At 69.9% G+C, this 481-nt stretch carries 1 protein-coding gene; it reads left to right on the top strand.

Annotated features, from left to right (window positions below; translation table 11 throughout):
• Positions 1 to 381: oligopeptide/dipeptide ABC transporter ATP-binding protein (locus ELR45_RS11780; RefSeq protein WP_338069596.1), on the top strand; the 381-nt coding region annotated here is incomplete at its 5' end.
• Positions 382 to 481 lie beyond the last annotated feature (100 nt).

Below are 481 nucleotides of genomic sequence, written 5' to 3' on the forward strand. Positions count from 1 at the left end.
CTCCGCCGTCCCCTCCACCCCTACACCAAGGCGCTGGTGGACAGCGTGCCCGCGGTGCATACGAAGACCGCCATCGCCGCGCCGCTTCCCGGGTCGCCCGCTAACCCCGCGGAGCGCCCCTCCGGGTGCGCGTTCCATCCCCGCTGCCCGCTGACCCGGCTGATGGCCGACGACGACGCGGCGGTCCACGAACGCTGCCGGACCGAGGAGCCGCAGGCGCGCGAGATCGCACCGGGACGGTGGAGTGCATGTCACTTCGGCGAGCAGGTGAACGGCCCCGGAGGCGAAACGGACGTCGCCAGCGTCCTGCACAACGAGGGCGCCGGCCCTCACTCAGCGGGACACAACGGTAGCGGCGAGGACGCGGAGGTACGGTCATGACCCAGAACGCATCGGGCACGCAGAATGCGTCCGGTACACAGAGTGCATTGGGCACGCAGAATGCGTCCGGTACACAGAGTGCATTGGGCACGCAGAATGC

It is taken from the genome of Phytoactinopolyspora endophytica (assembly GCF_004138495.1).
GTDB lineage: Bacteria > Actinomycetota > Actinomycetes > Jiangellales > Jiangellaceae > Phytoactinopolyspora > Phytoactinopolyspora endophytica.